This is a genomic window from Serratia ficaria (assembly GCF_900187015.1).
Taxonomy (GTDB): Bacteria; Pseudomonadota; Gammaproteobacteria; order Enterobacterales; family Enterobacteriaceae; genus Serratia; species Serratia ficaria.
In genome coordinates this window covers 3,011,030-3,033,319 of the sequence record NZ_LT906479.1, presented here as the reverse complement: position 1 = coordinate 3,033,319, position 22,290 = coordinate 3,011,030, and the positions used below count along the sequence as shown (strand labels likewise).

Below are 22,290 nucleotides of genomic sequence, written 5' to 3'. Positions count from 1 at the left end.
GGGGCCATCATGTTTGATTTATTGCCCCTGACACTGGAGGGGGCCGTGCCCCCGAGCCAGCAGGGTGAAACGGCGCAGCTGCGCTGGCGCTGGCTGGGCGAAGGGCTGCTGGAAATGACGCCGCGGCGCGACTATCGCCAGGCGGTGGTGCTGTCGGCCGGCATCCACGGCAATGAAACCGCGCCGATAGAGCTGCTGAATCAGTTGGTCAGCGATCTCTTGGCCGGCCTGCGGCCGCTGGCGGTGCGGCTGTTGGTGGTGCTGGGCAATCCGGCGGCGATGCGCGCGGGGAAACGTTATTTGCACAGCGATATGAACCGCATGTTCGGCGGCCGCTTCGGCGATTTCGCCCACAGCGGAGAAACCGCGCGGGCGCAGCAGCTGGAGCAGGTGCTCGAGGGGTTCTTTGACGGCGAGAAAGCGGAGCGTTTCCATTACGATCTGCATACCGCCATCCGCGAGTCGCTGTTGCCGCGCTTCGGCATCCTGCCTTTCCAAACGCGCCCCTACAGCGGCGGCATGCTGGCGTTGCTGGATGCGGCAGAGCTGGATGCGTTGGTGATCCACAGCGCGCCGGGCGGCACCTTCAGCCATTTCTCCAGCGAGCACCTCAATGCGGCCAGCTGTACGCTGGAGCTGGGCAAGGCGCGGCCGTTCGGCGGCAACGATCTGCGGCAGTTCGCCGCGATTGACCGCGCGCTGCAGGCTGCGGTGAGCGGTGAAGCGTTGCCTGAGCGCGCAGGCCCTGCTGTGCGGGTATTCCGCGTCGCGCAGTCGTTGATTAAGCGCAGTGACGATTTTACGCTGCACCTGAGCGACGATACCGCCAACTTCACCGAGCTGAAGCAGGGGACCTTGCTGTGCGAGCAGCCGGGCGAGGCTTACCGCGTTAGCCACCCGCGCGAATGGGTGCTGTTTCCCAACCCCAATGTCGCGCTTGGCTTGCGTGCCGGCATGTTGCTGACCGAGGTTCCGCGCACCACCCTGTATTAATTTCCCACCGCGGCGGCGTTATCGCGCCGCGGTCATAATATTCCCGCTGTAAACTCCGCTTTTTATCGTTTTATTCCTTGTCGAATAAATGCAGGTTAATACACGCTTTTTGTTTCTCTCTGGCGCCGCTTGATGACGGTGGCTAAAGGGAGGGGAAATAAATATTGACGCCGCTATATTCGCCTGTCGGTTTTGTTAAGACGAAAATGTGAAATCCGTAACGTTATTAGTAACCATGCTAATTTTAATGTTATTTTCGATTGGTATGAAAAGCATACAAAACGAAACCGCTGCGCACCAAATTGGTGCGATGCACCATTTTGGTTATAAGATATGAAGCAAAAAATGCGTGTAATCAATGCGTTGTGAATAACTTGATTGAAACATAAAGTTACAAATAAACATGCTTTATCCACGGTGTTTTATGAACTTTTCGATTTGAAGTTTGGATTCATGATGCTAATGTCACATGGCTCCTGTATTAGAGGGGCTCATAAAATAGCAAAATATAAAGATCACAGCCCAAAGTATAAATTGGGCGTGACAGGCAGGGTTTTAATTATAATATCTAGGAAAATAAATGATGAAACGCAGTGTATTAGCCTTAGCCGTTGCCCTCGGGGCAATCACCACCTTCGCCAACGCGGCTGAAATTTATAATAAGGATGGCAATAAACTCGACCTGTATGGCCGTGTTAACGCCAAACACTATTTCAGCGACGCCAAATCCAACGACGGCGACATGACCTATGTGCGTCTGGGTTTCAAGGGTGAAACGCAAATCAATGATCAACTGACCGGTTACGGCCAGTGGGAATACAACGTCCAGGCCAACCACGATGAAGCGCAGGGCACCGCGGGCACCAAAACCCGTCTGGGCTTCGCCGGTCTGAAATTCGGCAGCTACGGCTCGTTCGACTACGGCCGCAATTACGGCGTAGTGTATGACGCCGAAGCCTATACCGACATGCTGCCGGAATTCGGCGGCGACTCCTACAGCTACACCGATAACTACATGACCGCCCGTTCCAACGGTCTGGCGACCTACCGCAACCGCGATTTCTTCGGCCTGGTGGAAGGTCTGAACCTGGCGGTGCAGTATCAGGGCAAAAACGACGGCGACAGCCGCAGCGTGACCAAGCAAAACGGCGACGGTTACGGCCTGTCCCTGGATTATCAGGACATCGGCGGTTCCGGCATTGGCGTAGCGGCGGCCTTCTCTGACTCCAACCGCACCAGCGACCAGAAGAAGCTGGCCTATGGCCAGGGTGACAGCGCCACCGCCTGGACCACCGCGGTGAAATACGACGCCAACCAGGTTTACCTGGCCGCCATGTACGCGGAAACGCGCAACATGACGCCAATCAGCGTGAACGGCACCTCCGGCTTCGCCAACAAAACGCAGAACTTCGAAGTTGTGGCTCAGTACCAGTTCGAAAACGGTTTGCGTCCTTCCGTGGCCTACGTGCAGTCGAAAGGCAAGGATATCGAAGGCATCGGCGATGCCGATCTGGTGAAATACGTGGAAGTGGGCGCGACTTACTACTTCAACAAAAACATGTACACCTACGTGGATTATCAGATCAACCAGCTGAGCGACGACAACAAGCTGAAACTGGCCAATGACGACATCGTGGCGGTCAGCCTGACCTACCGTTTCTAATCAGAGGCCATTACCTTCATCCTGTGTCGGGATCGGTAACCAGGCAGGGCGCAAGCTCTGCCTTCCTTATATAGAAAGCTATCCCCTGGGCGCCAGGCCCACCAGCTCAATCGCTGAACGCAGCGTGGCGGATCGCCGCGGGTTCTGTTCGCGCTCGATCTCCACCACCAGCTGCGCCAGAATATTGCCGCCGGAAACCTTTTTATTATTATTGATCAGCTGAAGCACCGCGCCGCCGAGCGCCAGGCTGACGTCGTGCAACAGGGTTTGATAATGCTCGTCGGAATGAGCAGAGACTGGCATGCAGGGTATCTCCGTATCTTTCGGAGCGTGCAATTTAGCAAAATGGCGGCCTGAAGCCGTAGCGCCAGCCGCATTTTCCGAGGAAATCAGAAATTCCTCAGGCGCGCAGGCCCGGGGGATCAGAAGGTTGAATACTCGCTGGCGGGCAGCCAGAAGCCGTCGATAAAATCTTCCATCGGGTAACAGCCGGCATGACGCAGGTTTTGTTCCTTCATGGCGACCAGGCACTGGCGTTCGTCTCGCAGCACGTCGACCACCATTTCGCTGCAGCCGCCATCCAGATAGCATACAAACATCACCAATGCGTACATAGTTTCTCGCATCCTCCGTCACGCTGCGGGTGTCTTGCGAACATTGTAGGTAAAAAAGCGCGATTTTTCAGCGTCATCACTGGGGAATAGGCCGAATTGACAGATAAACGTCGTATTTTCGGATTACTCCAACCCTTTAATCCCGCAGGCCGATTGAATATCCCTTTTGCGGTGCTAAGCTTAACAGGCCTTAACTCAATGCAATATTGCAACCATCAAAAGGAGCGGATATGGGATTGTTTAACTTCGTCAAAGAAGCCGGCGAGAAACTGTGGGACACGGTCACCGGCAATGCGACTGCCGAAGATCAAAGCGCCAAACTGAAGGAGCATCTCAATAAAACCGGCCTGCCGGGCATCGACAAAGTCGATGTGCAGGTCGTTGATGGTAAAGCCGTGGTGACCGGCGATGCCGCCAGCCAGGAGTTGAAAGAGAAAATTCTGGTGGCGATCGGCAACGTGGCGGGCATCAGCGGCGTGGAAGACAAGGTGGCGGTGGCCCAGTCCGCAGCGGAAAGCCGTTTCTACACCGTGAAGAAGGGCGATACCCTGAGCGCCATTTCCAAAGAGGTATACGGCGACGCCAATCAGTACAACAAGATTTTCGAAGCCAACAAGCCAATGCTCTCCAGCCCGGACAAAATTTATCCGGGGCAGGTGCTGCGCATACCGCAGTAAGCGTCTTAACCCAGCAACCCGGTCATTGACCGGGTTTTTTTATGTCAGGGTATTAGACGTGCTAATGATTGTGGGTTCGTCATAAAAAATAGACATGCTCTGTGCGCTTGGTCGCCCTCCAGGTGGGGGAGTGTTGACCCTGAGGAGGAAAATTGGTAGCGTCGTGCCCCGGTTGAGGTCTGAGAAGCATTGGACGCAAAATCTTGAACAGCCCGCTCTGACGGCGCTCATCAATCACCCTATAACAACAATGCCCGCAGTTGACGAGTTAAGACAGATTTTGTGAAACCACAGCGTAATGCCTCACCGGATAAAAACTATCGAGAAACCCTGGGAGATGCGCAATTTGCCATCATAGTGCTGGCGATTGCCTCTTGCTCCCTGATTATTTTTACGCTGACGGTCACGCTGTGGCTGACCTGAGGCCGTTAACCACAGGGGATAAAATGGAGCCCAATCTCCACGATGAAACCAAACTGCTGGCGATTATTGGCCTGTTGGTCTCGGTGTTGCTGGTTGTGTCGATTCTCTTTGGCGTGACCTACTTCTCCGATTTGAAACATGCGCGCGATGATATCGATATAAAAGGCTGTTATATCAAGGCCCCTTGAGCGAGCGTTTGAGACCTTTCCGGCCGGCGGCCCTGTGCTAAGCTGGAGCCTGGCATCTTTTGGCCACGGCGTCTTTCAGGAGGTCTTTGCAATGAGTCATTCCCGCCCAACCCCGTCTTCGTCTTCCCGCTTGTGCCCGACGCCCGACGGCGCGAGCCAAATCCAACGCATTGCGGTGCGCACCGCCGAAGTCGGCGGCGTGCCGATCGCCCGCGCGTTGCCCACCCGGGAACGGCGCACCGTTGGCGCATGGTGTTTTCTCGACCATGCGGGCCCGACGGTTTTCAACGGCGACGATCCCGGCATGGACGTCGGCCCGCATCCGCACACCGGCCTGCAGACCTTTACCTGGATGATTGAAGGCGAAGTGCTGCATCGCGACAGCCTGGGCAGCGAGCAGCTGATCCGGCCGGGGCAGGTAAACCTGATGACCGCCGGGCGCGGCATCGCGCATACCGAGCAGTCGGCGGGAAAGCAACGGCGCCTGCATGCCGCGCAGCTGTGGATTGCGCTGCCGGCGGAACACGCCGATATGGCGCCGCGATTTGACCACTACCCGGATTTGCCGCAATGGTTGGACGGCAATGTTAATCACCGGCTATTGGTCGGTGAATTTGGTCAATATCGTTCGCCGGTGTTTACGCTTTCGCCAATAATCGCCCTCGATCTGGAATGGCAGGCCGATGGCGATTTGCAATTGCCGCTGAATAATGATTACGAAATAGGCCTTTTGCCCCTTATTGGTGCATTTGAGCTTAATGATGAAAAATTTTCACCTGATGAGTTCGCCTATTTGGGCATGAACATTAACTCTATTGGGTTAAAGGCTGCGAAAGGCAGCCGGGGATTATTAATCGGCGGAGTGCCATTAAACGAAGAGATTCTCATTTGGTGGAATTTCGTTGGTCATACCAGAGAGGAGATAATTCAGGCGCAGCGAGATTGGGAGCAGGGGAATAGCCGTTTTCCCGAGGTGAACGGCTATTCGGGAGGCCGCATGACCGCGCCGCGCTTGCCCTGGAGCGATGTTTGATGCCTTCGGGCTATAACGAGGCGAAGATCTTATTCATTTCGCTCTATTAACGCCGAATTAATGTGATCGGAAGTCCAAGTTTCTTAGAATATATAGTTGATATGGTAAATAGTGATCTGGCGCAAATAAATTGACCGGGCAGAAGATTAAGATAAATCCCAAGCAGTGATGTTATCTACCCGTTAGTCAGAAGCCAGTGAGGTCATTATGAGCCAAGTACTCTATCGTGCAAGATTATCCCATGTTGTTGTTGCTACGGCGGCGTTTTGGATCTCTATCGCGGCACTTTTGGTGGTGGCGCTGAACTAACGCTGAATGAGTCAACAATCAAACCCGCTGCGGCGGGTTTTTTTATGTCGGTTAATGATTCAATTTCCCGGGAATGATTATACTTGATTAGATGCATGCCAATTAACCATGTGGGAAATAATGATAATAATTTTTGATACTCTGGTGTTGCTCATCGCCGCGCTGCATCTGTATATCCTGGTGCTGGAAATGTTCCTGTGGCAAAGGCCGGCAGGGAGGAGGGCGTTCGCCACCACGGCGGAGTTCGCCGCCTCGACGCGGGTGCTGGCGGCTAACCAGGGGTTGTATAACGGTTTTCTGGCGGCGGGGTTAGCCTGGGGATACTGGCGTGAAGACCCGGCGCTGCAGCTGTTTTTCCTCGGCTGCGTGCTGGTGGCCGGCGTTTTCGGCGGGTTGACCGCCAGCCGCAAGATCCTGTGGGTGCAGGCTTTGCCGGCGCTGATTGCCATACTGGCGGGCTGGTTGGCGCGGTAACCCGCCGTCAGGCGCTCTTCTGGTGGATGACGTGCAGCGGCGGAGCGATGTGCAGGTCTACGCTCGGATCCTGGCGGAAGTCATAAGGCGTAATGTTAAAGCGCTTTCTGAACATATAAGTGAAATGCGATTGTGAGCCGAAACCGAAATCCAGGGCGATATCAAAAATCGACGCTTCACTGCTGCGCAATTGATAAACCGCGCCGGCCAGCCGGCGTTCGCGAATGTACTTGCCCAGCGAAATCCCTGTCGCTTCTTTGAACAACTTCTGCATGTGCCACAGAGAGTAGCCGGAGTATTCGGCCAGCTCTTCGAGATGGATCACTCTTCCCAGATGAGTTTCGACCCATTTGCTGAGGGCGCAGACCAACGAGAGATGGTGTTCTTGTATCATCAGTGCGTCTGTGTGAGATCTACATAGCGGTGAAGTATACACAACTTGCCGCCGCGGACAAAAAGGCCGCCGGCGCCGGCGCGAAATTATTCGGAAATACCATCGGCAAGTGGCTTGTCAGCCGGAGGGAAAAACGGCTACTCTGGCTTGGCCCGTTACCGCCGAATATGCAGGGGTGCCGGCCGCAGCAATACCCGCTTAAACCGAGTCAGCCGTAACAACGCAGCGTTGATGGGGTGATCGCATGTTGATGACAGTGATTATTACTCTGGTTGTAATCGTGGGCGTCGGCGCTTTTATCGCCACGCCGGTGATGAGAATGAATAATGCGGAAGGCGTGGGAGGTGAAGAGCCGTGATGTCAGGGCGCATTGTTCCCCGCGGAACGGATTGACCGACTGCCGAAAAAGCCTGGGCTGAACGCCCGGGCTTTTTGTTGCCGAACCGGCGATCAGACGTTCTTTCTCTCGACGGTTTCTTCACCCCAGTACAGCTGATCGGCACTGGTTTTGGCGAAGGCCATCTGCAGAGCCTCGTCGCTGCCTTCCTCCCAAATCTTCTGCGCCAAAATTTCATCATTTCCCGCCAGTTCGAAGATTGCCTCGGCAATTTCGACGGAGGTCTCACGCACTGTCGCCCAGGATTTCACATTGTGGTTCGCCATAACTTTCTCCCTTCGGGTTGTGGCTTGGTGAGCGGCGCCTGACGGCGCCCATGCCTGCAGTATAGGCCAAAGCGGGGAAGGATTTTGCCGCCCGATGCGCATTGGCGCTGAATAATCAGCGTTGCGCGGACAGGGATCGGCAAGCGGCGGGCGCCATGTTATCCTGTGCGGCGTCTGAATTAAGAGGGAAAGTGTATTATGTCTGACATGCTGAGCAACGATCAGGAACTGGCTTCCGATCTGGTCGCCTGCCAACTGGTCATCAAGCAGATTCTGGACGTCATTGACGTGATTGCGCCGACCGAGGTGCGAGACAAGATGGCCGGCCAATTGAAAAGCATCGATTTTTCCACTCACCCTGCGGGAGCCGATCCGGTGACCCGACGGGCGATCGAAAAAGCGATTGCGCTGATTGAGATGAAGTTTACCCGCAATTGATGCGGCCGCCGCAGAGCGGCGGCGTCGGACGGTGGGGGGTTAGTCCACCACCGTTTCGATTTTCTTGAACAGCGGACAGTCGGTGACGCCGATGATGCCGTTATCGCCATTCACGTACTGTGCGGTCGCCACGTTGCGCGCCGTCAGATACTTGCACTGCAGGCCCAGCCCGCCGACGTTGGCATTGCTGCCGATCAGCACGCCATAGCCCGAAATCAGAAAGCCGCCGTAAATCACCGCCAGCACGACCACCCATTTAATCAATTTGCTCATTGAGGTTCCTCGCTATCTTCGATGAGAAGATCTAGCCACGCCGGGGCGCAGGCGACAAGGGTAACAATCTGAAAAATAACCCTTGTCGAGAAATCTAAACGACGGGTTAAACTTCGTTTAAGTTAGCTGTGATAGCATGGGCAATAGATTACCAAGATAACAATGAGGCTGCTAAATTTGTTGCGAAAAAAAATCCTCGTGATCGTTGCGGCCGTCGCTGCCTGCCTGTTCTTTTATCTGCTGGCGCTGGACAGTTACTGCGACGATGGCGGGAATTTTGCGTTGGGGGTGTGTTCGGTGACTCGCTTCATCCCCTGGTGAGTGAAGGAGCGGAACAATTTTTTGCCGGGATGTTCGCGGCCCGGCTTCGGGTGCTAAGATGTTGGCCTGATTTTCGCAGTAGGTAGGTTGTCCATGTTTGATTTAGGTGTTGGCCAGAACGGCCTGGTGTCGCTTGCCGTTGCAGCCCTGGCGCTGCTGGTGGGATTGTGGGTCTGGTTCCTGGTGAACCGCGCCAGCGTGCGCGCCAACGAGCAGATCCGTTTGCTGCAGGAAATTGCCGAGCAGCAGCGTCAACAAACGGCGCTGTTGAAGAGCCTGGCGCAAAACGCCCGCGGCGAAGGCCTGGCTGACGATGACGACCTCAGCCCGGCGCTGGATTTCAAAGGTTTTATCCCCGAGCGTTAATCGAGCGCGGCGGCGGACGGCGCCGTTAGCCCTCCGCCCCGTCAGAAAAACGTCATTCCCTGATAGGGCTTTTCCCGGCGAGCGGGCCGCATCCAGCGACAGACACAGCCACAGTTCCCCCAGCGACAGATAGGCGCCGCTTTGCCAGCGCGCGTGCGGCACAAATCCCAGCAGGTCGCGGTAAAAGTCGAGGCTGCGGTCAACGTCGGTCACGGCGAGCGTCAGGTGGTTAAGCCCGGTGAGCATAGTGAGATTCCGGCAGTCAGATCCATGGCGAAAAGTGTAATCAGGCTCTTGCTAAAGATAAAGTGAGAAAAACATTAGTAGGGATAATGTGAAAGCCGCCGCTTTGTCATAAATCTGTCGTATTGGCATCGTAATGTAGCGCCAACCTTACGAAAGACGGATAAAGCCGATGATTAAATGGTATGAAGAAAGCGACGCCGAAGTGAACCGCAGCATTGCGCTGATCACCGGAGAAAACCCGGATAAATGGTATCCCTACGGCGGCGTGAAAGGTAAAGATTACTGCAAGAATCCCTCCGATGCCTGGCCGATTATCTGCGCCAATAAAATCAGCCTCAACCCCGACGGCCAAAGCGACAGCCTGCAGTGGCAGGCGCGCATGAAAACCCAGCGCGGTGAATGGCAGGCGGACTGCGCCAGCCCGTTGCGCGCGGCGATGATCTGCTTCCTGCTGAGTCAGCAGGCCGGCGAGATGGCGCGCTAAACCCGCAGCGACAGAAATACCGATGACCGGCGAATAGTTTTTCCTTTTTCTTATAACAGAACTGTCTTTGGCGGAGCCTGTTTATGAAGCGCATTATCAAAGGTGATAAAAACTTGTCTCATCTGGTGATTGCCCATGCGGCGATCGATCGTCATGCCGAAAGCTTCGGGCAGCGCCGTCAGGGCTGGCCCTCGACCTATCTGATCAAATATCAAAACGATCGCGTGGCGGTGGAAGTGGTCACGCGCCGCCAGTCTTATGTCGCCACGCTGATGATCGGCGCGCGCAATCTGACCAAACTGTGCGGCATGCCGGGCTAACCGCCGCCGCTCTGCCGTTTCTCCCGATCAAAAATAGCGCCCTGGCCATTGGCTTCGGGGTGCTAATCCTTGATGCACACGGGGTTAAGTGTTAAAAAGCCGCCCGCAGATACATTTATTGATTGGTGAAATCTTGTCCGACAACGGCAAGATGATGCGCCACATGAGGATAAGATGGGCGGTCAGCGACAGGATACCCCGCTAAAACGCGGTTTAAAAAACAGACATATACAGCTTATTGCCCTTGGGGGCGCCATCGGCACCGGTTTATTTCTCGGCATCGCGCAAACCATAAAAATGGCCGGGCCTTCGGTACTGTTGGGCTATGCCATCGGCGGCTTTATCGCCTTTCTGATCATGCGCCAGCTGGGGGAGATGGTGGTGGAAGAGCCGGTTGCCGGATCCTTCAGCCATTTCGCCTACAAATACTGGGGCGACTTTGCCGGCTTTCTCTCCGGCTGGAACTACTGGGCGATGTTCATTCTGGTCGGCATGGCGGAATTGACCGCCGTCGGCATTTACGTCCAATACTGGTGGCCCGAGATCCCCACCTGGGCATCGGCGGCGCTGTTTTTCGTGCTGATTAACCTGATTAACCTGGTCAACGTGCGGCTGTATGGCGAAACCGAGTTCTGGTTCGCCATCATCAAGGTGGTGGCGATCGTCGGCATGATCCTGTTCGGCGCCTGGCTGCTGGTCAGCGGCAACGGCGGACCGCAGGCCAGCTTCAGCAACCTGTGGCTGCAGGGCGGTTTCATGCCGCACGGCATCTCGGGCCTGGTGATGGCGATGGCGGTGATCATGTTTTCCTTCGGCGGGCTGGAAATGGTGGGCATCACCGCGGCGGAAGCCGCCGATCCGCGCCGCAGCATTCCCAAGGCCACCAACCAGGTGGTGTACCGCATTCTGATTTTCTATATCGGTTCGCTGACGGTGCTGCTTTCGCTGTATCCGTGGGGGCAGGTGGTGGAGGGCGGCAGCCCGTTCGTTCTGATCTTCCACGCGTTGAACAGCAATCTGGTGGCGACCATTCTCAACGTGGTGGTGTTGACCGCCGCGCTGTCGGTATACAACAGCGGCGTCTACGCCAACAGCCGCATGCTGTTCGGCCTGGCGAGCCAGGGCAATGCGCCGCAGGTGCTGACCCGCGTCAACGCACGCGGCGTGCCGGTGTTGTCGATCGCGCTCTCGGCGCTGGTGACTTCGATTGGCGTGCTGATCAATTATCTGATGCCCGGCAAGGCGTTTGAGCTGCTGATGGCGCTGGTGGTCTCAACGCTGGTGATCAACTGGGTGATGATCTGCCTGGCGCACCTCAAGTTCCGCGCCGCGAAGAATCGCCAGGGCGTGATCCCCAGCTTCAGGGCGCTGTGGTATCCGTTCGGCAACTACCTGTGCCTGGCGTTCCTCGGCCTGATCCTGGTTATCATGTATTTCAGCGCAGGGATCCGCATTTCGGTATTGTTGATGCCGGTGTGGGTGGCGGTGCTGTGGGTCGGGTTTATGCTGACCCGCCGCAAAGGCGCCAGGCGCTAGATCGAGGCTCTGCGGAGGCGCATTGCGCGCCTCCGCCGTCGCGCTTAGCTGCGCGGCATGAAGGCGCGGCCTTCGTTATTGCGCCCCCGCCCCAGCAGCTTCCTGCACAGCAGCAGCAGGGTGCTGATCACATCGATAGCCACCACGCTGAGCATCAGCATGGCCAGCATAAAGAAACCGACCAGCGAACCCGCCAGCAGCACCAGCGGCGCAGGCACCCGCACGCGGCGCAGCTTCATGGCGAAATACATTTTCCAATACTGTTTCTGCGCCAGCAGCGCGCGGCGCATGCGGCTCAGGCGGACGCCCGATTTGCGTGATGTAGAACGGCCCATGACTTCTCCTTTTCTGAATGTGCTGTAAGTAAATCATAAAGATCTTAAGAGATGCTTAACGGGCTCTTGGCGGCCCTGGCATACCTACAAGGACTGTGACAACGGAATGGGGAGAAAGGTCCCTCGGTACAGCGCACTGTTCACAAAGCGCGTTCTCCGGCTATCTTGTTAAGCTGAAAGCCGTGCCCGTACAGGGTGTCCGCAGGGTCGGGAGAACAGACAGGATGAAGATAACCAATCGTTATTATGACGCCGCCAAGGCGCACCATACGCCGCAGGGCTTTCGCAACCCGGAGCCTTCGCAGCGGCGGGAAGGCGACCTGCAGCGCTGGCAGGACGAACGCAAGCGGCAGGGGTTGCCCAAGCCGCCGCAGATGGGCTATCAGCAATTCACCCAGCGCTGGTGGCAGCCCGCCGATCTCAGCGGCAGCGACGACAGCATCTGGTGGCTGGGGCACGCGTCGATGCTGCTGCGGCTCGGCGGGCGCCATGTCCTGATCGACCCGGTGTTGTCCGAACGCGCCTCGCCGCTCAGTTTCTATGGCCCAAAGCGCAGAACGCCGCCGCCGCTGACGGTGCGGCAATTGCCGGCGGTGGATGTGATCCTGATCTCCCATAACCATTATGACCACCTTGATCGGCGCACCGTGCGGCAGCTGGCGCGGCGTTTCCCTCAGGCCACCTTTATCGTGCCGCTGGGGCTGAAGCGCTGGTTCCGGCGCTACCGGCTGCAAAAAGTGCGCGAGCTGGACTGGTGGGAAAGCCTGACGCTGGGGGAGCTGACGTTTTACGCGACGCCGGCGCGCCATTGGAGCATGCGCACCCTGTGGGATCGCAACCGTTCGCTGTGGTGCGGTTGGGTGGTTCATCATCCGGCGCTGCGCTTTTATTTCTCCGGCGACAGCGGCTATTCCGACCGGCTGGCGGAGATCGGCGAGCGGCTGGGGCCGTTCGACGTGGCCGCGCTGCCGATCGGCGCCTATGCACCACGCTGGTTCATGCAGGAACAGCATATGGATCCGCAGCAGTCGGTGAGCTTGTATCGGCAGCTGCAGGAGCCGCGGGTGATCCCCATTCATTGGGGGGTGTTCGAGCTGGCCGATGAATCGCTGGATGAACCGCCGCAGCAGTTGAACCTGGCATTGAGCGAGGCGGGGCTGGAACGGCATCGCTTCCACCCGCTGAAGATTGGCGAGCGGATTGCGCTGGCGGCTACTTCTTAAGGGGTAATCGGCTGGGGCCCGCGCCGCAAGCCGCGGCCGGTGCGGGTTGGCGGGCGGTGATCCGAGGGCGAGCCGGATGCCGCCCGCGGGGAATAACGCAGCCGTTCGCGGCGGCGGCGAAATAATTAGGCGAATTGATAAGCACGAAAGGTGATTCAAATAACCGTGGTGTTTTAAAGATTTAATTCCGCTATAAGTTTTCGCTATCCATACGCTTATTCCTGTTATTTAAGCCCGCGCCGGCGGAGGTATTTATGCATCGCTGCACTAAGGTGAGGCATAAATTTGCCCGTTGCATGCTTATGCAGCAGCCGCAGGCGGCGGTGACGCGCCGGTTTGTCACGGCCGCCAATAATAAGCGCCGGCGTTATTGCCCGGGCGGCGGTCGCGGGGTGACCACCATCAGGCAACGGCCGCCGCGGCGTCGGCGGTCAAATGGTCGGATGAGCGAGGGCGGCGCGTCACCCGTTCATCGATATTCAAATGTTGCATATAAAATTCCATAAAGATTCAAATTTTTTAACGTTATAAGCGGCGGCGAGCGTTTATATGTTGTCATGATCATGCGTCAGCGCGATGAAAGAATTGTTAAAATACAGTCAGGATGCGGAGTGCAGCGCGGTGGCATGGTTAAGCAGAAAATAGCCAAGGCTTCAACATCTTTTAGCCTATTTAAGCAAATGTGGCTCTCGACCGTTTCAAATATGTGCGACATGTCCATCGGTGATTAAAAATGGCTTGCCATCGAATACAGAGTATGTGATAACGCATCTGGGTAAAACGAGGTACAGTTCTGTATATGTGTGGCATTTTCAGTAAAGAAGTTCTGAGTAAAGACGTTAGCGTTGAATACCGCTTCTCTGCCGATCCTTATCTTAGTGCCTCAAGCAGTAACGACTCTAGTTTGTCTATGTAACGCCTACGGGCGGTTTAAACAATCCAAAGGAAATACTCAAGATGGCAAAGATCAAAGGTCAAGTTAAGTGGTTCAACGAGTCTAAAGGTTTCGGTTTCATCACCCCGGCTGACGGCAGCAAAGACGTGTTCGTACACTTCTCTGCAATCCAGGGTAACGGCTTCAAAACCCTGGCTGAAGGCCAGAACGTTGAGTTCGAAATCCAAGATGGCCAGAAAGGCCCATCTGCAGTAAACGTTACTGCTATCTAATCAGCGTCAGCTGTACAAAAAGCCCGCCTTCGTGCGGGCTTTTTCGTGTGCGTCATCCGGTGGCGATGATGATGCCCGCGTACTGGTTGCGGCCGGTAATCCCCGGGTGGCTCGGATCCTGCGCGCGGCGATGGCTGTTGCGGCGATAGCTGGTGTATTTAAAGCGCTGCGCTCGCTGCGGGTCGGTGTCCGGGGTGCAGATGGTGCAGCTGCCGGCGCGATCGACGGCGGCAAAGCCTAAGGCGCCGAGCTGGTATTCCGCGATGGCGGCGAGGTCCAGGTGGCGATAGCGCGGGCTGATCAGCGCGGCGGGCAGCGGCAGCCGCTGCTTGAAGTTAGCCACCAGCGCGTCATCGACCTGGTAACAGCAGGGGCCGGCGGCGGGGCCGATAGACGCCACCCAGTTGGCGGTGGCGTCGTCGCGGTTGATGTGCGCCGCCATCTGCTCAAGAATGCCATCCAGCAGGCCGCGCCAGCCGGCATGCACGGCGGCAACCGCTGAACCGTCGCGGCGGCTGAACAGCACCGGCAGGCAGTCCGCCGTCAACACGCCGAGCAGAATGCCGGGTTGGCGGGTATAGAAGCCGTCGGCTTCACCGCAGGGCTGCGCCGGCCGCAGCACCTCAACGATGCGCGTGCCGTGCACCTGTTTTTTTTCCGGCAGGGTGGCGCGGTAGGGCAGCAAATGCCCGGGCAACAGCGCAGCCTTGCTGCCGAAACCGTGTTGAATGTGGGGAACCGCTTCGAGCAGCGGGGAACGATCGCTCATGGAATATCTTCACCTGCGTCAGAAAACAGACTCTCAGTGTAGCCAGCTTTTTCCTTCGTTGGCTAGCGCCGGCGGGGGATGCGCCTTGCATCGCACCGGCGCCTTCTTTAGACTAGCCGCGCCCTGTTTCTCTGGAATCCACCTCATGTCTTATCAGTGCCCCCTGTGCCACCGGCCGCTTCATTTTTCGCAACAACAATGGCGGTGCGACAGCCACCATCAGTTTGACTGCGCCAAAGAGGGCTACGTCAATTTGTTGCCGGTGCAGCACAAGCGTTCCAGGCAGCCTGGAGACAGCGCGGAGATGATGCAGGCGCGGCGCGCTTTCCTCGATGCGGGCTATTACCGACCGCTGCGGCAGCGGGTGGCGGAGCTGCTGGATTCGTCGCTGGCGGCCGGTGCCGCGGCGCTGCTGGATATCGGCTGTGGGGAAGGGTACTACACCGCCGAAGTGGCCGCACGCTTGGCTCAGGGGCGCACTATGGCGGTCTATGGGCTGGACGTCGCCAAGGTGGCGATCCGCTATGCGGCCAAACGCTACCCGAAGGTCTCTTTCTGCGTCGCCTCCAGCCATCGGCTGCCGTTCGCCGAAGGCGCTCTGGATGCGGTATTGCGCATCTACGCCCCGTGCAAGGCGGAAGAGCTGGCGCGGGTGGTGAAGCCGGGCGGCATCGTCGTCACGGTCTCGCCCGGGCCACGCCATCTGTATCAGCTCAAAGAGCGGGTATACCCGCAGGTGCAGCTGCATGACGAGCAGGATGAGCAGTTTGAGGGGTTTGACCGCGAGAGCCGGGAGGCGCTGGCCTATGACATGGCGCTGCCGGGTGAACAGGCCGCCAACCTGCTGCAGATGACGCCGTTCGCCTGGCGCGCTTCGCCGGAGGTGCGCCAGCGGCTGGCCGCCAGCGAAAACTTTAGCTGCGAAACCGACTTCGTCATCGCGGCGTATCGCCGCCGGGCCTGATGCCCTGAAGCGAAAAAACCTGCCGCGGCAGGTTTTTTATTGCTCGATGTGCTGTCAGGACAGATAGCCCAGGTGTTCCAGCAGGATGTTGACGCCGATGCCGATCAGCACCACGCCGCCGAGAATTTCCGCGCGCTTGCCCAACAGCGGGCCGATAAAGCGCCCGACCATCATGCCGAGCGTCGCCATGATCATGGTGGCGCAGCCGATGGCCATGGCGGTATGCACGATGTTCACCTGCAGGAAGGCCAGCCCCACGCCGATCGCCATGGCGTCCAGGCTGGTGGCGATGGCGGTGGCGACCAGCAGCCAGAAACCGTGGCGCTTCACTTTCTCTTCTGCGTCCGGGCGATTTCTGACGCCTTCAACAATCATGCGCATGCCGAGAATAAACAGCAGCGAGAAGGCGACCCAGTGGTCCCACTCCATGATGTACTGGCTGGCGAACAGGCCGATAGCCCAGCCGATGATCGGCGTAATGGCTTCAACGACGCCGAAAATCAATCCGGTGCGGATGGCTTCACGGAAACGCGGTTGATGCAGGCTGGCGCCTTTGCCTATCGACGCGGCGAACGCATCCATGGACATGCCAAAAGCGAGAATGAGCGTTGCTGAAAGGTTCATCTAAAATAGCCTCGGCCGGGCGGCTCCATATACACGTAACCCACCCCCAACCATACGACGGAGTTACGTGTCTATGGTCTCGCCAACCTTACCTGGCTGCCCGCACCACGTTTCTTGCGGCGAAACGAGTATGTTGATACGGGCGTTTCTGACTTTTTATTGCTCAGAAACCGGCTACTCCCCAATGACGGCGCAACCATACCATATTATTTCTGCAGGCGACAACTTTATTCTTTGCGGGGATTGACGCTGAAATCGAGAATTGTTTTCATCAATGATCGTGCAAGAGGGAATATAATGTAGTCTGATGCAACAGTGTTGCGGAAATAATAATCAGAAAGCCTCGGCGCTGCGGGTTAATTAACCACATGCAGCGCGCGGTCGTAGGGGTGAAAGGACGCAAGTGCATTTTTTAATCACTGATTATTCAAGAAAAATTGATATATCTTCTCCAGATCGTCTAATTGGGTGACCTGAATCAGCAGCCGGCGGCGCTCCAGGTCGATGACCAAAATGCCGTCTTCCGATAAATTCATGGCCTTAATGCGGTTATATTCGATAAAGGCATTGGCGTAAAAGAAACCCTGCGCTTTAAACAACATCTTCGGCCAGCGAATATAAGAAATATACACGGCGATTAACGCGAGGGAAATAAGCAGGTAGGTGGTTAATACCGCACCGTTGTCGGTGACATTGCGGTAAATAAGAATGGCGATCAGGCCGACGAAAATCAGGCAGTCGATCCGGTTGCGGCGCTTCAGCGGCACCCTGAGCAAGGTCTTGCCCTTCAGCAGGTTCATGCCGAACTCGTCGTACAGCGAGTACAGCAACATCAGCGCGATAAATACCAGCAAAACGCCATCGGTCAGCGACATCTTCTACTCCACACATAAAAAAGCCGGGGGTTTCCCCCCGGCGGTCCATGACGATTACAGGCCCAGCAGGCCGATCCAGTAGCCAAAGATGCCGATGGCAAAGAAGCCGATGATGATCCACAGCGCGTTCACCTTGCGACGCAGCAGCCACATGCAGCCGAAGGTCAGCAGCAGCGGCACCAGGCCCGGCATCAGCTGGTCGAGAATGGTCTGCACCGTGGTCACCGTGGTATGCCCGGTCTGGTCGGTGATTTTCGACACCACCAGCGGGATATTCACGTGCGTCCACTTATTGACCAGCGCCCCCATGACAAACAGGCCGAGAATGGACGCTCCTTCCGTCAGTTTTTGCAGGAAGCCGCCGCCCATATCGTTAACGATGTCCACCCCTTTGCGATAGCCGTAGGCCACGCCGTAGTAGCGGGTCAGCAGGCGCACCAGGTTAAACAGCACGAAGAACAGGATCGGCCCGAGCAGGCTGCCGCTCATGGCGATACCGGCGCCCAGCGCGGCGAATACCGGCCGCACCGTGCCCCAGAAGATCGGGTCGCCGACGCCGGCCAGCGGCCCCATCAGGCCAACCTTGATGCCGTTGATCGCCGCGTCGTCGATCGGCGCGCCGTTGGCGCGTTGTTCTTCCATCGCCATGGTTACGCCAAGCACCGGCGCCGCCACGTAAGGGTGGGTGTTGAAGAACTCAAGATGGCGTTTGATCGCCTGCTTGCGGTCGTCGTTGTTTTCCGGGTACAGGCGACGGATCACCGGCACCATGGAGAAGCAAAAACCCAGCGCCTGCATACGTTCGAAGTTCCATGAACCCTGGAACAGGTTCGAGCGCATGAATACGCCGCGAATATCGGCCGGCGTGAGTTTCTTTTGAACTGTCGTATCAACCATTTCTCTCACCTATTCCTAGTCGAGTTCGTTATCGAGATCGTTGGCATTAGCCGGGCCAGCCTGAACAACCTGTGACTTGTTGTATTTCGGGCTGAGCTGGATATACAGCACCGCCATCACCACGCCGATGACGCCGAGCGCCACCAGGTTGAAGTTGGTGAAGGCTGCGGTAACGAAGCCCAGATAGAAGAAAGGCATCAGGTAGCCGGCGCGCATCATGTTGATCACCATCGCGTAACCGACCACCACGATCATGCCGCCGGCGATGTTCAGCCCGCTGGTGACCACTTCCGGGATCGAGTTGAGCAGCGCGTGAACCCCTGCGGTGCCGACCGAAATGGCGACGATCACCGCCGGAATGGCGATGCGCATCGCCTGCAGCAGCAGGGCGGAGATGTGGATCCAGGTGATGGCGCGCAGGCTGCCGCGCTCCGCCGCGCTGTCCGCCGCGTGCTGGAAGGCCACGGTCAGGGTACGCACGATGATGGTCAGCACCTGGCCCGCCGCCGCCAGCGGAATGGCCAGGGCGATGCCGGCGCCGACGCTTTGCCCGCCGGCGATGACCAGAATGGTGGAAATGATTGACGCCAACGCCGCATCCGGCGCAACCGCCGCACCGATATTCATCCAGCCCAGGGCAATCATTTCCAGCGTACCGCCGATGATGATGCCGGTTTTCATATCGCCGAGGATAAAGCCGATCAGCGTACAGGCGACCAACGGGCGGTGAAACTGGAACTCGTCGAGAACGGAACCCATCCCGGCGATACAGGCAACGATAAATATCAGTACAATCTGAAGAGTGGTAATCTCCATTGCACTTCTCCTATGACCAAAAAGCTCTGAGTAAAATAATTACTGGCGTGCGCCATTAATTGAGTTTGTTAATCAGGTCCATCATTTTTAACTGGCTGTCGGACGACACTTTGCGGACTTCCAGTTCGATACCGCGTTCGTTTAATTTCTTAAACGCTTCGATATCTTTTTCATCGACGGAAACGGCGTTGTTAACCTGAGTTTTTCCCTGGCGGAACGCCATGCCGCCGATATTGACCGACTTGATGTCCACGCCGCCCTCAACCAGCCGCCACACGTCCGTCGGGTTGGTGAACAGCAGCATCACGCGATCGCCGGCGTATTTCGGGTTGTTCCACACGCGGATGGCTTTCGCCACGTCGACCACGTGAGCGGTAACGCCCGGCGGGGCAACCTGCGTCAGCAGGGTTTTACGGACGTGGTCGGCGGCCACTTCGTCGCTGACGACGATGATGCGGCTGACGTTGGTTTCCTTGGTCCAGCGGGTGGCGACCTGGCCGTGGATCAGGCGGTCGTCGATGCGCGCCAGGCCGATTTTCATGTGATCATTCGGGCCAAGCGGCGCCTGCGGGGCGGCGGCCCTGGCGACGGGCGCCGCGGGCTTGACGCTCTCTTCCTGCGGTTTCTTGAGGGCCTTCACGCCTTCGCGGCCGGTTTCCAGCGCCAGCGCGACCAGTTCGTCAAAGCCGGGGTTGTCATCACGGGCCATAAAGGTTTCCACCAGCATCGGGATGTTAACCCCGGTGACCACCTCGTAGCGCTCTTTATCGACGGCGATGCGGCTGGCCGCGTTGAACGGGCTGCCGCCCCAGGTATCCACCAGGAACAGCACACCGCCGCTGGTGTCGAGTTCGCTGATTTTCTCGTTGTACTTCACGATTAACGTTTCGGCATTTTCACCGGGAACGAAATCTATAAAGGCGACGTTATCCTGCTCGCCCAATAGCATTTCTGCCGTTTTCAGCAATTGTTCCGCTGCGGTCCCGTGTGTGCCGATGATAATAGCTATTGCCACTCGCTACCTCCTCATTAAACTTCATACCCGTCATCTTTCAATCCGCAGCGTTGCGGCTGCGGCCTGAAAGCCATGGGTATAGGCACGGATTGTGTCGTTCTTATTGCCTCCCTGGCAGTCACTTCCGCGGTTCAGATACATTATGGTAGATAAAAAGAAACGCACGCCTAACATTTCCCACGCAGTTTCAAAAACCTGTGCGTGTTATTCCACGTTGACGCCATTTATTTTAGTGAGTGAAAAAATAAATTTTGTGACATTGCTCTGTTATTGAAAGCTCGGATTACTCCTAGTGCCGCGTTTGCGGAATTAAACGCCAGAGCGGTTACCAGACGTTGCAGCAGGTAAAAAAGCCGCTTTGCCGCCCAGAAAAATCCTGCTAGAGTTATTTCTTCTTTCATCACCAAGGAGTGAAGGGCCTCAGCCCTCCCTATGGACTGTCACCGAAGTTACTGTTTTTCAAGGTTTCACCCGCCACCTGCTGGCGTTGTATCATTCACCCGGCCGCTCGGCCACCCCCCGGTACTGCAATCCCGTAATCTTGCCGTTGTCGCCTGCGCCCCTGTGGCGTCAGCCTCGTCGCGCCTGAGCCTGGCTCGGCAATCCCGTCTTTTTTCCGGAGTCTGACATGGAATTTTTAATGGACCCCTCAATTTGGGCCGGGTTACTTACGCTGGTGGTATTGGAAATCGTTCTGGGCATCGACAACCTGGTGTTTATCGCCATTCTGGCCGATAAGCTGCCGCCGAAGCAGCGCGACAAAGCGCGGGTCCTCGGCCTGTCGCTGGCGCTGATCATGCGCCTGGGGCTGCTGTCGGTGATCTCCTGGATGGTGACGCTGACCACGCCGCTGTTCAGCGTGGGCGAGTTCAGCTTCTCCGGCCGTGACCTGATCCTGCTGTTCGGCGGGGTGTTCCTGCTGTTCAAGGCCACCATGGAGCTGCATGAGCGGCTGGAAGGGCAGACGCACCAGGACGGCGCCAACCGCGGCTACGCCAAATTCTGGGCGGTGGTGGTGCAGATTGTGATCCTCGACGCGGTGTTCTCGCTCGACGCGGTAATCACCGCGGTGGGGATGGTGAATGACCTGCCGGTGATGATGACCGCCGTGGTGATCGCCATGGCGGTGATGCTGCTGGCGTCGAAACCTTTGACCAACTTCGTCAACGCGCACCCGACCATCGTGGTGCTGTGCCTGAGCTTCCTGCTGATGATCGGCCTGAGCCTGATCGCCGAAGGCTTCGGCATGCATATTCCGAAAGGCTATCTGTACGCGGCTATCGGTTTCTCCATCCTGATCGAGCTGTTTAACCAGATTGCGCGCCGCAACTTTATCAAGCACCAGGCGCGCCGCCCGATGCGCGAGCGTACGGCGGAGGCGATCATGCGCCTGATGGGGCAACGGCGCGCGCAGCAGACGGATGAAACCGCCGCCCGCCCGACGGAAGAAACCTTTGCCGAGGAAGAGCGCTATATGATCAGCGGGGTTCTGACGCTGGCCTCGCGCTCGCTGCGCAGCGTGATGACGCCGCGTACCGACATCTCCTGGGTCGATTGCGAACGCTCCCGCGAAGAGGTGCGCGAGCAGCTGCTGGACACGCCGCACAGCCTGTTCCCGGTGTGCCGCGAATCGATTGATGAGATCGTCGGCGTGGTGCGCGCCAAGGATCTGCTGGTGGCGCTGGAGCAGGGTGAGGACATCGCCGAATTCGCCGCGCGCACGCCGCCGATCGTGGTGCCGGAAACCATGGACGTGATCAACCTGCTGGCGGTGCTGCGGCGCGCCAAGGGGCGCCTGGTGGTGGTCGCCAACGAGTTCGGCGTGGTGCAGGGGCTGGTGACGCCGCTGGACGTGCTGGAGGCGATTGCCGGTGAATTCCCTGATGAAGATGAAACGCCGGATATCGTGGCGGAAGGCGACGGCTGGCTGGTGAAGGGCGGGGCCGACCTGCATTCGCTGGAGCAGGCGCTGAACTGCGAGGATCTGGTCAGCCCGACGGCGGACTACGCTTCGCTGGCGGGTTTCCTGCTGGCGCATTATGGCCAGATGCCGGCGGTGGGCGACGTGGTGGAGCTGAACCGGCTGCGTTTCGACATCGTCGAGGTCACCGATTACCGCATCGAGCTGGTGCGCATTACCAAGACGGAGCCCGAACACCGGGAACTGCCGTAATCTGCGGGCCGGGGGCG

At 57.4% G+C, this 22,290-nt stretch carries 30 protein-coding genes, 1 pseudogene and 1 riboswitch; of the genes and pseudogenes, 18 read left to right on the top strand and 13 right to left on the bottom strand.

The window, feature by feature from the left end:
* Nucleotides 1-9: 9 nt before the first annotated feature.
* Together astE and CKW09_RS14425 are read left to right on the top strand one after the other, a co-directional pair.
* The gene (gene astE / locus CKW09_RS14430; protein WP_061794611.1) at nt 10-993 is read left to right on the top strand and encodes a succinylglutamate desuccinylase; all 984 of its coding nucleotides are present in this window, start codon (nt 10-12) and stop codon (nt 991-993) included.
* Between the two features lie 580 nt (nt 994-1,573).
* The gene (locus CKW09_RS14425; RefSeq protein WP_061794610.1) at nt 1,574-2,656 is read left to right on the top strand and encodes a porin; all 1,083 of its coding nucleotides are present in this window, start codon (nt 1,574-1,576) and stop codon (nt 2,654-2,656) included.
* Between the two features lie 78 nt (nt 2,657-2,734).
* Here the strand turns inward: CKW09_RS14425 and CKW09_RS14420 are convergent, their stop codons facing one another.
* Both CKW09_RS14420 and CKW09_RS14415 read right to left on the bottom strand, forming a co-directional pair.
* Nucleotides 2,735-2,959: a biofilm development regulator YmgB/AriR family protein gene (locus tag CKW09_RS14420; RefSeq protein WP_095097917.1), complete on the bottom strand. Its 225-nt coding sequence runs from the start codon at nt 2,957-2,959 to the stop codon at nt 2,735-2,737.
* 119 nt (nt 2,960-3,078) lie between these two features.
* Nucleotides 3,079-3,270: a YdfD/YebW family protein gene (locus CKW09_RS14415; protein WP_061794608.1), complete on the bottom strand. Its 192-nt coding sequence runs from the start codon at nt 3,268-3,270 to the stop codon at nt 3,079-3,081.
* A 230-nt stretch (nt 3,271-3,500) separates the two neighbouring features.
* Here CKW09_RS14415 and lysM point away from each other — a divergent pair, with 230 nt between their 5' ends.
* The 5 genes from lysM to CKW09_RS14400 all read left to right on the top strand — a co-directional run bounded on the left by lysM (nt 3,501) and on the right by CKW09_RS14400 (nt 6,374).
* Nucleotides 3,501-3,947, top strand: coding sequence for a peptidoglycan-binding protein LysM (gene lysM, locus CKW09_RS14410; protein ID WP_061794607.1), 447 nt, complete (start codon nt 3,501-3,503; stop codon nt 3,945-3,947).
* 282 nt (nt 3,948-4,229) lie between these two features.
* Nucleotides 4,230-4,370, top strand: a complete 141-nt coding sequence (locus CKW09_RS24745) for a hypothetical protein (protein WP_167387250.1) — start codon at nt 4,230-4,232, stop codon at nt 4,368-4,370.
* 23 nt (nt 4,371-4,393) lie between these two features.
* Nucleotides 4,394-4,558, top strand: a complete 165-nt coding sequence (locus tag CKW09_RS24740; RefSeq protein WP_165283120.1) for a hypothetical protein — start codon at nt 4,394-4,396, stop codon at nt 4,556-4,558.
* Nucleotides 4,559-4,649: 91 nt separating this feature from the next.
* The gene (locus tag CKW09_RS14405; RefSeq protein WP_061794606.1) at nt 4,650-5,591 is read left to right on the top strand and encodes a pirin family protein; all 942 of its coding nucleotides are present in this window, start codon (nt 4,650-4,652) and stop codon (nt 5,589-5,591) included.
* 429 nt (nt 5,592-6,020) lie between these two features.
* The gene (locus CKW09_RS14400; RefSeq protein ID WP_061794605.1) at nt 6,021-6,374 is read left to right on the top strand and encodes a DUF1304 domain-containing protein; all 354 of its coding nucleotides are present in this window, start codon (nt 6,021-6,023) and stop codon (nt 6,372-6,374) included.
* A 7-nt stretch (nt 6,375-6,381) separates the two neighbouring features.
* On the opposite strand, the gene CKW09_RS14395 is transcribed toward CKW09_RS14400, so the two are convergent.
* Both CKW09_RS14395 and CKW09_RS14385 read right to left on the bottom strand, forming a co-directional pair.
* A complete protein-coding gene (locus CKW09_RS14395) occupies nt 6,382-6,768 on the bottom strand; it encodes a helix-turn-helix domain-containing protein (protein WP_061794604.1) in 387 nt (128 codons plus the stop codon).
* Nucleotides 6,769-7,218: 450 nt separating this feature from the next.
* On the bottom strand, nt 7,219-7,431 hold the full coding sequence (locus CKW09_RS14385; protein ID WP_061794602.1) for a YccJ family protein: 213 nt from the start codon (nt 7,429-7,431) through the stop codon (nt 7,219-7,221).
* A 198-nt stretch (nt 7,432-7,629) separates the two neighbouring features.
* Between CKW09_RS14385 and CKW09_RS14380 the strand changes: the two genes are divergently transcribed.
* Nucleotides 7,630-7,869 (top strand): DUF2766 family protein, encoded by a 240-nt coding sequence (locus CKW09_RS14380; protein ID WP_061794601.1) that lies wholly within the window; start codon nt 7,630-7,632, stop codon nt 7,867-7,869.
* 39 nt (nt 7,870-7,908) lie between these two features.
* Here CKW09_RS14380 and CKW09_RS14375 read toward each other — a convergent pair whose 3' ends face one another.
* Complete coding sequence (locus CKW09_RS14375; protein ID WP_061794600.1) at nt 7,909-8,142, bottom strand: YobH family protein; 234 nt, start codon at nt 8,140-8,142, stop codon at nt 7,909-7,911.
* A gap of 162 nt (nt 8,143-8,304) precedes the next feature.
* Between CKW09_RS14375 and CKW09_RS14370 the strand changes: the two genes are divergently transcribed.
* Both CKW09_RS14370 and CKW09_RS14365 read left to right on the top strand, forming a co-directional pair.
* A complete protein-coding gene (locus CKW09_RS14370; RefSeq protein WP_061794599.1) occupies nt 8,305-8,463 on the top strand; it encodes a PhoP/PhoQ regulator MgrB in 159 nt (52 codons plus the stop codon).
* Nucleotides 8,464-8,556: 93 nt separating this feature from the next.
* Nucleotides 8,557-8,829, top strand: coding sequence for a YebO family protein (locus CKW09_RS14365; protein WP_061794598.1), 273 nt, complete (start codon nt 8,557-8,559; stop codon nt 8,827-8,829).
* A gap of 81 nt (nt 8,830-8,910) precedes the next feature.
* Here the strand turns inward: CKW09_RS14365 and CKW09_RS14360 are convergent.
* Nucleotides 8,911-9,075 (bottom strand): annotated as a pseudogene (locus tag CKW09_RS14360) (VOC family protein); the annotation flags it as partial.
* Between the two features lie 169 nt (nt 9,076-9,244).
* On the opposite strand from CKW09_RS14360, the gene CKW09_RS14355 reads away from it, so the two are divergent.
* The 3 genes from CKW09_RS14355 to CKW09_RS14345 all read left to right on the top strand — a co-directional run bounded on the left by CKW09_RS14355 (nt 9,245) and on the right by CKW09_RS14345 (nt 11,415).
* A complete protein-coding gene (locus CKW09_RS14355) occupies nt 9,245-9,559 on the top strand; it encodes a phage protein NinX family protein (protein WP_095097914.1) in 315 nt (104 codons plus the stop codon).
* Between the two features lie 83 nt (nt 9,560-9,642).
* Nucleotides 9,643-9,879, top strand: coding sequence for a DUF4060 family protein (locus tag CKW09_RS14350; RefSeq protein ID WP_025303167.1), 237 nt, complete (start codon nt 9,643-9,645; stop codon nt 9,877-9,879).
* Nucleotides 9,880-10,053: 174 nt separating this feature from the next.
* Entirely contained in the window at nt 10,054-11,415 is a 1,362-nt protein-coding gene (locus CKW09_RS14345; protein WP_095097911.1) for an amino acid permease, read from the top strand.
* 44 nt (nt 11,416-11,459) lie between these two features.
* On the opposite strand, the gene CKW09_RS14340 is transcribed toward CKW09_RS14345, so the two are convergent.
* The gene (locus CKW09_RS14340) at nt 11,460-11,750 is read right to left on the bottom strand and encodes a hypothetical protein (protein ID WP_061794594.1); all 291 of its coding nucleotides are present in this window, start codon (nt 11,748-11,750) and stop codon (nt 11,460-11,462) included.
* A gap of 224 nt (nt 11,751-11,974) precedes the next feature.
* On the opposite strand from CKW09_RS14340, the gene CKW09_RS14335 reads away from it, so the two are divergent.
* From CKW09_RS14335 to cspE, 3 genes are all read left to right on the top strand, one after another.
* Nucleotides 11,975-12,973 carry an MBL fold metallo-hydrolase gene (locus CKW09_RS14335; protein WP_061794593.1) on the top strand — a complete coding sequence of 333 codons (999 nt, stop codon included), beginning with the start codon at nt 11,975-11,977 and terminating at the stop codon, nt 12,971-12,973.
* Nucleotides 12,974-13,772: 799 nt separating this feature from the next.
* The gene (locus tag CKW09_RS14330; protein WP_002211058.1) at nt 13,773-13,889 is read left to right on the top strand and encodes a DUF2627 domain-containing protein; all 117 of its coding nucleotides are present in this window, start codon (nt 13,773-13,775) and stop codon (nt 13,887-13,889) included.
* 41 nt (nt 13,890-13,930) lie between these two features.
* Nucleotides 13,931-14,140 carry a transcription antiterminator/RNA stability regulator CspE gene (cspE, locus tag CKW09_RS14325; RefSeq protein WP_002221949.1) on the top strand — a complete coding sequence of 70 codons (210 nt, stop codon included), beginning with the start codon at nt 13,931-13,933 and terminating at the stop codon, nt 14,138-14,140.
* A 52-nt stretch (nt 14,141-14,192) separates the two neighbouring features.
* Here cspE and CKW09_RS14320 read toward each other — a convergent pair whose 3' ends face one another.
* Entirely contained in the window at nt 14,193-14,909 is a 717-nt protein-coding gene (locus CKW09_RS14320) for a polyphenol oxidase family protein (protein WP_061794592.1), read from the bottom strand.
* A 145-nt stretch (nt 14,910-15,054) separates the two neighbouring features.
* Between CKW09_RS14320 and rlmA the strand changes: the two genes are divergently transcribed.
* Complete coding sequence (gene rlmA / locus CKW09_RS14315; protein WP_095097908.1) at nt 15,055-15,873, top strand: 23S rRNA (guanine(745)-N(1))-methyltransferase; 819 nt, start codon at nt 15,055-15,057, stop codon at nt 15,871-15,873.
* 54 nt (nt 15,874-15,927) lie between these two features.
* On the opposite strand, the gene mntP is transcribed toward rlmA, so the two are convergent.
* The 5 genes from mntP to manX all read right to left on the bottom strand — a co-directional run bounded on the left by mntP (nt 15,928) and on the right by manX (nt 20,100).
* Entirely contained in the window at nt 15,928-16,497 is a 570-nt protein-coding gene (gene mntP / locus CKW09_RS14310; RefSeq protein WP_061794590.1) for a manganese efflux pump MntP, read from the bottom strand.
* A gap of 11 nt (nt 16,498-16,508) precedes the next feature.
* Nucleotides 16,509-16,692, bottom strand: a riboswitch (yybP-ykoY riboswitch).
* A 221-nt stretch (nt 16,693-16,913) separates the two neighbouring features.
* The gene (locus CKW09_RS14305; RefSeq protein ID WP_061794589.1) at nt 16,914-17,372 is read right to left on the bottom strand and encodes a DUF986 family protein; all 459 of its coding nucleotides are present in this window, start codon (nt 17,370-17,372) and stop codon (nt 16,914-16,916) included.
* Nucleotides 17,373-17,426: 54 nt separating this feature from the next.
* The gene (locus CKW09_RS14300; protein WP_061794588.1) at nt 17,427-18,269 is read right to left on the bottom strand and encodes a PTS mannose transporter subunit IID; all 843 of its coding nucleotides are present in this window, start codon (nt 18,267-18,269) and stop codon (nt 17,427-17,429) included.
* A 15-nt stretch (nt 18,270-18,284) separates the two neighbouring features.
* The gene (locus CKW09_RS14295) at nt 18,285-19,085 is read right to left on the bottom strand and encodes a PTS mannose/fructose/sorbose transporter subunit IIC (protein ID WP_004945641.1); all 801 of its coding nucleotides are present in this window, start codon (nt 19,083-19,085) and stop codon (nt 18,285-18,287) included.
* 55 nt (nt 19,086-19,140) lie between these two features.
* Nucleotides 19,141-20,100 (bottom strand): PTS mannose transporter subunit IIAB, encoded by a 960-nt coding sequence (gene manX, locus CKW09_RS14290; RefSeq protein WP_061794587.1) that lies wholly within the window; start codon nt 20,098-20,100, stop codon nt 19,141-19,143.
* A 628-nt stretch (nt 20,101-20,728) separates the two neighbouring features.
* Between manX and CKW09_RS14285 the strand changes: the two genes are divergently transcribed.
* A complete protein-coding gene (locus tag CKW09_RS14285) occupies nt 20,729-22,273 on the top strand; it encodes a TerC family protein (RefSeq protein ID WP_061794586.1) in 1,545 nt (514 codons plus the stop codon).
* Nucleotides 22,274-22,290: the final 17 nt, after the last annotated feature.

Bases quoted from the DNA above. Each gene is read 5' to 3' on its own strand.
- lysM (WP_061794607.1), top strand. From the start codon at position 3,501: ATGGGATTGTTTAACTTCGTCAAAGAAGCCGGCGAGAAACTGTGGGAC.
- CKW09_RS14340 (WP_061794594.1), bottom strand. From the start codon at position 11,750: ATGGGCCGTTCTACATCACGCAAATCGGGCGTCCGCCTGAGCCGCATG.
- CKW09_RS24740 (WP_165283120.1), top strand. From the start codon at position 4,394: ATGGAGCCCAATCTCCACGATGAAACCAAACTGCTGGCGATTATTGGC.
- astE (WP_061794611.1), top strand. From the start codon at position 10: ATGTTTGATTTATTGCCCCTGACACTGGAGGGGGCCGTGCCCCCGAGC.
- mntP (WP_061794590.1), bottom strand. From the start codon at position 16,497: ATGAACCTTTCAGCAACGCTCATTCTCGCTTTTGGCATGTCCATGGAT.
- CKW09_RS14405 (WP_061794606.1), top strand. From the start codon at position 4,650: ATGAGTCATTCCCGCCCAACCCCGTCTTCGTCTTCCCGCTTGTGCCCG.
- CKW09_RS14425 (WP_061794610.1), top strand. From the start codon at position 1,574: ATGATGAAACGCAGTGTATTAGCCTTAGCCGTTGCCCTCGGGGCAATC.
- CKW09_RS14320 (WP_061794592.1), bottom strand. From the start codon at position 14,909: ATGAGCGATCGTTCCCCGCTGCTCGAAGCGGTTCCCCACATTCAACAC.
- CKW09_RS14350 (WP_025303167.1), top strand. From the start codon at position 9,643: ATGAAGCGCATTATCAAAGGTGATAAAAACTTGTCTCATCTGGTGATT.
- CKW09_RS14420 (WP_095097917.1), bottom strand. From the start codon at position 2,959: ATGCCAGTCTCTGCTCATTCCGACGAGCATTATCAAACCCTGTTGCAC.
- CKW09_RS14330 (WP_002211058.1), top strand. From the start codon at position 13,773: ATGTGTGGCATTTTCAGTAAAGAAGTTCTGAGTAAAGACGTTAGCGTT.
- CKW09_RS14375 (WP_061794600.1), bottom strand. From the start codon at position 8,142: ATGAGCAAATTGATTAAATGGGTGGTCGTGCTGGCGGTGATTTACGGC.
- CKW09_RS14370 (WP_061794599.1), top strand. From the start codon at position 8,305: ATGAGGCTGCTAAATTTGTTGCGAAAAAAAATCCTCGTGATCGTTGCG.
- CKW09_RS14365 (WP_061794598.1), top strand. From the start codon at position 8,557: ATGTTTGATTTAGGTGTTGGCCAGAACGGCCTGGTGTCGCTTGCCGTT.
- CKW09_RS14285 (WP_061794586.1), top strand. From the start codon at position 20,729: ATGGAATTTTTAATGGACCCCTCAATTTGGGCCGGGTTACTTACGCTG.
- CKW09_RS14300 (WP_061794588.1), bottom strand. From the start codon at position 18,269: ATGGTTGATACGACAGTTCAAAAGAAACTCACGCCGGCCGATATTCGC.
- CKW09_RS14295 (WP_004945641.1), bottom strand. From the start codon at position 19,085: ATGGAGATTACCACTCTTCAGATTGTACTGATATTTATCGTTGCCTGT.
- CKW09_RS14400 (WP_061794605.1), top strand. From the start codon at position 6,021: ATGATAATAATTTTTGATACTCTGGTGTTGCTCATCGCCGCGCTGCAT.
- CKW09_RS14395 (WP_061794604.1), bottom strand. From the start codon at position 6,768: ATGATACAAGAACACCATCTCTCGTTGGTCTGCGCCCTCAGCAAATGG.
- CKW09_RS14415 (WP_061794608.1), bottom strand. From the start codon at position 3,270: ATGTACGCATTGGTGATGTTTGTATGCTATCTGGATGGCGGCTGCAGC.
- CKW09_RS14305 (WP_061794589.1), bottom strand. From the start codon at position 17,372: ATGTCGCTGACCGATGGCGTTTTGCTGGTATTTATCGCGCTGATGTTG.
- CKW09_RS14355 (WP_095097914.1), top strand. From the start codon at position 9,245: ATGATTAAATGGTATGAAGAAAGCGACGCCGAAGTGAACCGCAGCATT.
- CKW09_RS14385 (WP_061794602.1), bottom strand. From the start codon at position 7,431: ATGGCGAACCACAATGTGAAATCCTGGGCGACAGTGCGTGAGACCTCC.
- CKW09_RS14345 (WP_095097911.1), top strand. From the start codon at position 10,054: ATGGGCGGTCAGCGACAGGATACCCCGCTAAAACGCGGTTTAAAAAAC.
- CKW09_RS14335 (WP_061794593.1), top strand. From the start codon at position 11,975: ATGAAGATAACCAATCGTTATTATGACGCCGCCAAGGCGCACCATACG.
- rlmA (WP_095097908.1), top strand. From the start codon at position 15,055: ATGTCTTATCAGTGCCCCCTGTGCCACCGGCCGCTTCATTTTTCGCAA.
- CKW09_RS14380 (WP_061794601.1), top strand. From the start codon at position 7,630: ATGTCTGACATGCTGAGCAACGATCAGGAACTGGCTTCCGATCTGGTC.
- cspE (WP_002221949.1), top strand. From the start codon at position 13,931: ATGGCAAAGATCAAAGGTCAAGTTAAGTGGTTCAACGAGTCTAAAGGT.